This is a genomic window from Gordonia sp. NPDC003585 (assembly GCF_040610755.1).
Lineage (GTDB): Bacteria > Actinomycetota > Actinomycetes > Mycobacteriales > Mycobacteriaceae > Gordonia.
Window position 1 is genome coordinate 1 of sequence record NZ_JBEXMX010000133.1, and the last position, 7,472, is coordinate 7,472.

General features: G+C 66.6%; 7 protein-coding genes. All 7 read left to right on the forward strand.

The features are described 5' to 3' along the window. A partial coding sequence (locus ABZW74_RS23220; protein ID WP_355279714.1) for an NlpC/P60 family protein occupies positions 1-859 on the forward strand: 859 nt, incomplete at its 5' end. A gap of 311 nt (positions 860-1,170) precedes the next feature. Beyond that, positions 1,171-2,340 carry a MoxR family ATPase gene (locus ABZW74_RS23225; protein ID WP_355279717.1) on the forward strand — a complete coding sequence of 390 codons (1,170 nt, stop codon included), beginning with the start codon at positions 1,171-1,173 and terminating at the stop codon, positions 2,338-2,340. Then, positions 2,330-3,268: a DUF58 domain-containing protein gene (locus ABZW74_RS23230; RefSeq protein WP_240858021.1), complete on the forward strand. Its 939-nt coding sequence runs from the start codon at positions 2,330-2,332 to the stop codon at positions 3,266-3,268. Before ABZW74_RS23225 ends, ABZW74_RS23230 begins: the two co-directional genes overlap by 11 nt. Before the next feature lie 5 nt (positions 3,269-3,273). After that, positions 3,274-4,242, forward strand: coding sequence for a VWA domain-containing protein (locus ABZW74_RS23235; RefSeq protein WP_240858637.1), 969 nt, complete (start codon positions 3,274-3,276; stop codon positions 4,240-4,242). Positions 4,243-4,299: 57 nt separating this feature from the next. Continuing rightward, positions 4,300-5,040, forward strand: coding sequence for a 3-oxoacyl-ACP reductase FabG1 (gene fabG1 / locus ABZW74_RS23240; RefSeq protein WP_240858019.1), 741 nt, complete (start codon positions 4,300-4,302; stop codon positions 5,038-5,040). Positions 5,041-5,109: 69 nt separating this feature from the next. After that, entirely contained in the window at positions 5,110-5,949 is an 840-nt protein-coding gene (gene inhA / locus ABZW74_RS23245; RefSeq protein WP_240858014.1) for an NADH-dependent enoyl-ACP reductase InhA, read from the forward strand. A gap of 86 nt (positions 5,950-6,035) precedes the next feature. Then, positions 6,036-7,097, forward strand: coding sequence for a ferrochelatase (locus ABZW74_RS23250; RefSeq protein WP_355279719.1), 1,062 nt, complete (start codon positions 6,036-6,038; stop codon positions 7,095-7,097). Positions 7,098-7,472 lie beyond the last annotated feature (375 nt).

Below are 7,472 nucleotides of genomic sequence, written 5' to 3' on the forward strand. Positions count from 1 at the left end.
CGAACGTCAGCGTCGAACCACCTTGATCCAGCAGCGCGACAACACCCAGGCCCGCCTCGACCGGTTGCGGGGAGTGCAGCCGCGCAAGGTGGCCGCCGGCCCGTCGGCCGCCGAATTGCTGTCCAACCTGTTCCCGCCCATGCCGGGCCGGCCGGCAGGCCCGAGCGCCACACCGGCAGCGGGAGACAACCAGGCCCTGGCCGTCGCGGCGGAAGCAGCCGCCAGGCTGGCGCTCGACCTCGGGCAGAAGGCACTCGCGGCCATCGTCGGCCAACAGCAACTCCCGCAATCCCAGTTGCTCAACGAACTCGGTATCGGCGGCTCGGACATGACGGGCAGCAGCGGGAACTCGCTGATCGCGCGCCTCGGATCGGGCAGTCTGGGATCGCTGTTCGGCAGTTCGTCGGGCAACGGCCAGGTCCGCCCGGGCCTGCGCGGTCCGCAGGCCGTCGAACTCGTGGTGAATCGCGCGCTCTCGCAGCTCAACGTCCCCTACGCGTGGGGCGGCGGCAACGCGAACGGCCCGACCCAGGGCATTCGTGACGGCGGTGTCGCCGACAGCTTCGGCGACTACAACAAGACAGGGTTCGACTGCTCGGGCCTGATGATCTACGCGTTCGCGGGCGTCGGCATCGAGCTACCGCACTACACCGGCTATCAGTACACGTCCGGTCCGCAGGTGCCGCTGTCACAGATACGACGCGGCGACATGATCTTCTACGGCCCCAACGCCAGCCAGCACGTCGCGCTCTACCTCGGCGACAACAAGATGGTGGAGGCCCCGCAGTCCGGTGACGTGGTCAAGGTGTCGCCGCTGCGGACCGACGGTGCGATGCCCAACGTCGTGCGGCTCCTCTGAGTCGGACTCTGTGCGTTGGACATCCTCTGGGTCGGACGTCTCCCGGCGCACGGTTGATCGACGATCAATCGATCGACCATCGGACGGCGCGCCCACCCTTCTTGGCCCGTTTTCAGTTGACGCGGCTAGGCTGGCATGCACACGTGTGACGTGAGTCGATTCCCGATGAACGGGGCGGCTGGTGTCACGGACATCGGGCAGCATGCCCGCGGGTGGGGGTACCCGTCGGACGACGGTCCCACCGGCACGGACCAGACCGGTACGGACAGGAGCACGGGTTGACCTCATCGCACCCCCAACGCGAGACCTCGCTGGACAAGAGCGGTTCAGCATCCGCTGCCGGCGAGACGGTGCTGACCGACGCCGACGTCAAATTGCTCGAACGAGCGATCTACGAGGTAAAGCGCGTCATCGTCGGACAGGATCAGCTCGTCGAGCGCATTCTGGTCGGATTGCTCGCGCGCGGCCACATCCTCCTCGAGGGCGTCCCCGGCGTCGCCAAGACGCTGGCGGTGGAGACCTTTGCCACCGTGGTCGGCGGCTCGTTCTCCCGCGTCCAGTTCACTCCCGACCTCGTGCCCACCGACCTGATCGGCACCCGGATCTACCGGCAGGGACGCGAGGAGTTCGACACCGAACTCGGACCCGTGGTCGCGAACTTCCTGCTCGCCGACGAGATCAACCGCGCTCCCGCCAAGGTGCAGTCGGCGCTCCTCGAGGTGATGGCCGAGCGGCACGTGTCGATCGGTGGCACCACGTACCCGATGCCCGACCCGTTCCTGGTGATGGCCACCCAGAACCCGATCGAGAACGAAGGCGTCTATCCGCTACCGGAAGCGCAGCGCGACCGCTTCCTGTTCAAGATCCTGGTCGACTATCCGTCGGTCGAGGAAGAACGCGAGATCGTCTACCGGATGGGCAACGTGCCGCCCACTGCGTCGCAGGTGCTCGATCCGGCCGCCATGCTGCGGCTGCAGAAGACCGCCGCGAACGTGTTCGTCCACCACGCCCTCGTCGACTACGTGGTGCGGGTGATCAACGCGACCCGACGGCCGGCCGAACTCGGACTCACCGACGTCGCGGCCTGGCTCTCCTACGGTGCGTCCCCGCGTGCGACGCTGGGCATCGTCGCGGCCGCCCGTGCGCTGGCACTCGTCCGCGGGCGCGATTACGTCGTGCCCCAGGACATCGTCGAGATCATGCCCGACGTGCTGCGGCACCGCTTGGTGCTCAGCTACGACGCGCTCGCGGACGAGATCGACGCCGATCAGGTCATCAACCGGGTGCTGCAGACCGTCGGACTGCCGCAGGTCGGTGCGCAGCAGGTGCCCGCGGCGTCGTATCCGGCCGGAGCGCCCACAGTCGGTGCGGGTGCGCAGGTACCCGCAGGCAACGGATACCCCGCGCCGGCCCCGCAGGGTGCTCCCGGCCCGGTCAATCCCGCACAGGTGAACCAGACGACAGCGCGGTATGGCGGCTAACAAGGATCTGCCCAACCTCGGTGCTGGACTGCTCGAGGAACCCCAACTGACGGCTGCGTTGCGCACGCTCGAACTGACGGTGCGCCGCAAGCTCGACGGTGTGCTGCAGGGCGAGCACCTCGGCCTGATCCCCGGTCCGGGCTCCGAACCGGGTGAGGCACGCGAGTATCAGCCCGGCGACGACATCCGCCGGATGGAATGGTCGGTGACCGCGCGGACCACTCAACCGCACGTCCGGCAGATGATCGCCGACCGTGAGCTGGAGACCTGGCTGGTGGTCGACGCATCGGCGAGTCTGGATTTCGGCACGACGAACTGCACCAAACGCGACCTTGCCGTCGCAGCGGCCGCCGCGATCGTCCACCTGACCACCGAGGGCGGCAACCGGCACGGCGCGCTGGTTGTCACCGGTGACGACATCGTCAGGATCCCGGCGCGCAGCGGTCGCGCGCACGCACAGACGCTGCTGAAGGCGATCGCCACCACTCGACGCAGCGCGCCGGGTGTGCGCGGCGACCTCAAGGGCGGGATCGAGGCGCTTCGGCGCCCACAACGTCGTCGGGGGCTCGCCGTGGTGATCAGTGACTTCCTGGGTCCGATCGACTGGGAGCGGTCACTGCGCGCGATCGCGGCTCACCACGAGTTGTTGGCCGTCGAGGTGCTCGACCAACGCGATCTCGAACTGCCCGCCGTCGGCGAGGTGACCCTGGCCGACGCCGAGTCCGGCGAGATCCGCGAGGTGACGATCAACGACAAGCTGCGCGCCGACTTCGCCGCGGCCGCCCGGGCCCATCAACAGAAGGTGCATCGGACGATCCGTAGTTGCGGCGGGCCGGTGCTGACGTTGCGCACCGACCGCGACTGGATGACCGACACCATCAAGTTCGTCGCTCAGCGCCGGCGCGGTCTGGCTGCGGGGGTGGGATGAGCAGGATCTTCTCGAGCCCGTGGTGGCTCTTGTTGCTGCTGGCTGTCGTCGTCCTCGCGGTCACCTACTTCTACGTTCAGCGGTTGCGTCGCAAACGGGCGTTCACCTTCGCCAACCTCGAAGTGCTCGACCAGGTTTCACCGCCGCAGCACAACCGGCTGCGGCATGTTCCGATCGCCCTGCTGCTGGTTGCGCTGATCCTGCTGACCGTTGCGATGGCGGGTCCGCAGGCCGATCGGCAGGTACCGCGCAACAAGGCCACCGTGGTGCTCGTCATGGACGTGTCGCGCTCGATGAACGCCACCGACGTCGCGCCGTCGCGTATCCGGGCGGCCCAGGAGGCCGCCAAGAAGTTCGCCGACGATCTGACCGAGGGCATCAATCTCGGTCTCATCTCCTTCGCCGGGACCCCCTCGACCTTGGTGTCGCCGACGCCCGACCACACCGCGACCAAGAAGGCGGTCGACAAACTGGTGTTGGCCGACAAGACCGCGACCGGCGAAGGCATCTTCGCCGCGCTCGACCAGATCCGCACACTCAATGCGGTACTCGGCGGTCCGGAGGCGGCGCCACCGGCCCACATCGTCTTGTTGTCCGACGGCAAGCAGACCGTGCCCGACGAGCCCACCGACCCGCGCGGCGCATTCACGGCGGCCCGAAAGGCGAAGGAAGAGGGGGTGCCAGTTTCCACGATCTCGTTCGGAACCTCGTACGGCACCGTGGAACTCGACGGTGACCGGGTGCCCGTGCCGGTCGACGACCCCTCGCTCAAGCAGATCGCGAACCTGAGTGGTGGCAACTTCTTCACCGCGCAGTCGCTCGACGAGCTGAACCGGGTCTACGAGAAGCTCCAGAGCGAGATCGGCTACGAGACACGACGCGGCGACAATTACCGTCCATGGCTCATCGCCGGTACGTTGTTCGCGCTGGCGTCTGCGTTCGCGGCCCTCGCCATCAACCGGCGTCTGCCCTGACCGTCGGGCGCATACCCGCAGCGAGGACTCGAACCCGACCCCGATAGGTTGACATCTATGACAGCAAGCAACGAAGCTCAGTCCGATCAGCGGCCGTCGCGGTCGGTCTTGGTGACCGGAGGCAATCGCGGGATCGGGCTCGCGGTCGCCCGTCGCCTCGCTGCCGACGGGCACAAGGTCGCGGTCACCCACCGCGGATCCGGCGCACCCGAAGGACTGTTCGGCGTGCAGTGCGACGTCACCGACTCCGAGTCGCTCGACCGTGCCTTCAAGGAGGTGGAAGCCCATCAGGGTCCGGTGGAGGTGCTGGTCGCCAACGCCGGCATCACCGACAACATGCTGTTGATGCGGTTGTCCGAGGAGTCGTTCGAGAAGGTCATCGACGCCAACCTCACCGGCGCCTTCCGTTGCGCGAAGCGCGCCACCAAGGGCATGCAGCGCGCGAAGTGGGGGCGCATGATCTTCCTCGGGTCGGTGGTCGCGATGTCGGGCATCCCCGGGCAGGTCAACTACGCGGCGTCCAAGGCGGGTCTGATCGGAATGGCGCGGTCGATCGCGCGTGAGATCGGGTCCCGCAACATCACCGCCAACGTCGTGGCACCGGGCTTCATCGACACCGACATGACCGCCGCCATGGAAGACCGCTATATCGAGATGGCCAAGCAGGCTATTCCGCTGGGCCGCACCGGAAAGCCGGAAGACGTGGCCGCCGCGGTGAGTTTCCTGGCCTCCGACGACGGTGGCTACATCACCGGCGCCGTGATCCCGGTCGACGGCGGCATGGGCATGGGCAACTGAGCGGACCCCAGCCAAGACCTCCAGCAAATCTCGCAGTACGACACCCCCAACCTGATCAGGAGCACTGCAGTGACCGGAATCCTGGACGGCAAGACCGTCCTCATCACGGGCATCATCACCGACGCGTCGATCGCCTTCCATGCCGCCGCCATGGCGCAGGAGCAGGGCGCCAAGGTCATCATCACCGGCATCCCCGAGCGACTGCGCCTCATCGACCGCATCGCCAAGCGACTCCCGCAGGAGGTGCCGCCGGCGATCGGACTCGACGTCACCGACCCCGAGGGTCTGTCGACTCTGGCCGATCGGGTCCGCGAACACGCCCCTGAGGGTGTCGATGGGGTGCTGCATTCCATCGCTTTCGCGCCGAAGACCCTGTTGGGGCCGGACATGGTGCCATTTCTCGAGGGGCCGGGGCCCGACGCAGCGAAGGCGTTCGAGGTGTCGGCGTGGAGCTATGCCTCACTGGCACAGGCAATGCTGCCGGTGATGAATGAGGGCGGGTCGATCGTCGGGATGGACTTCGATCCGCGCCGTGCGATGCCGTACTACAACTGGATGAGCGTCGCGAAGGCTGCTCTGGAGTCGGTCAATCGCTACGTGGCGCGGGAAGTGGGCGAGGCCAAGAACATTCGCTCGAACCTCGTCGCGGCCGGCCCGATCAAGACGCTGGCGGCCAAGGCGATTGCCGGCACCGCCACCGATGATGCCAAGCAGCTGAACATGCTCAACACCTACTGGGACGGGGCTTCGCCGATCGGTTGGGACATCGACGACCCGACTGTCGTGGCCAAGTCGATCTGCGCGTTGCTGTCGGATTGGCTGCCGGGCACCACGGGGTCGATCGTCTACGTCGACGGCGGTGCAAGCCACAACCTTTGGTTCCCAGAGGGTTTCGCCGACCAGGTGTGAACAACGTGACGAACGGACGAGGCGCAGAAGGGGTCGGCGCAGACACGCTCGATGCAGACGAGCGAGTCACCGCCGGGTTCGACTCCGTGCTGTTCCTGTCCTTCGGTGGCCCCGACGGTCCGGACGACGTGATGCCGTTCCTGGAGAACGTGACTCGGGGTCGGGGAGTACCACGGGATCGGCTCGAGGCGGTGGCGAAGCACTACCAGCACTTCGGCGGTGTTTCGCCGATCAATCGGCTCAACCTCGACATGATCGACGCATTGCGCGCTGGTCTTGCTGCGCGTGGCCGCGATCTGCCGGTGTGGTTCGGGAACCGAAACTGGACACCGATGGCCGAGGACACGCTCGCCGAGATGTACCGCGCGGGGCACCGGCGGATTCTGGTGTTCCCGACCTCAGCGTGGGGTGGGTATTCGGGATGCCGGCAGTATCACGAGGACATCGATCGCGCGCTGCGGTCGCTGGCACGACTCGAACCGACCAGTACCGCAAGCGATTCCGGCGTCGTCCTACGAAAGCTGCCGCAATATTGGGCGGAGCCGGCCTTCCTCGACGCCGGTGCTGACGCTGTCCGACGTGCGGCGGCGTCGTTACCTGACGCGACGACCCGTCCGCGACTGGTGTTCACCGCGCATTCGGTGCCGATGTCCGCCGACCGATCGTCGGGACCCCCCGACGACTCTGGCTTGTACTCGCGACAGGTGCTGGCCTCGGCGACCGCCGTCGCCGAGCGGCTCGGCTACGACGAATTCGATCAGGTGTGGCAATCACGGTCGGGCCCACCGCAGGTTCCGTGGCTGGAACCCGACATTTGCGACCACCTGGAAGATCTTGCCGCACAAGGTGTCACGCAGGTCATTGTGTATCCGATCGGCTTCATCTCCGATCATCTCGAAGTTATTTGGGATCTCGACAACGAGGCTGCGGAGCTCGCGGCCGAGCTGGGCATGGGCTACGCCCGTGCCGACACCGTGGGCACCGACCCCCGCTTCGTCGACATGATCATCGACATGGTCGACCGATACGCCGACGGTGGTGGCGACACCGACGCCTTCGGCTGCGGCGACAACGGAAGCCTGTGCCGTCCCGAATGCTGCGCGCCACCCGCTCGACCGGCGAGAAGCGGCCGTCCCACCGCTCCCTGATCTGAAGAGTTGGTGACCAGGTCGGTGACCTGGGCAAATGTACTGGCAGCCCGCCCGCAAAATCTAGGGGAAGAACTTCTTCCCCGGGGTTCATAGTCGTCCGCGAGAATTTTCTGGGGGAGGACACCAAGGGTAGGGGAAGAAGCTTCTTCCCCTACTTTTGTGGCGGCGGATCGCGGTTAATTCGCTCGACGACGACGATGTTCCCGGTTCCAAGGACTGCGTTGGGTCGGGGACCTCGTTTGTGGTCAGAGACCTTCGGAAGCGCTGACGGTCTTTGTGATCCATCCCGGCATTTCCGGAGAGCTCAGGTTGTGAGTGCCTCCTCCGGATTGAGGGTGCGCATGTGAGCGTAGTGGAGTTGCTCAGCGTGGT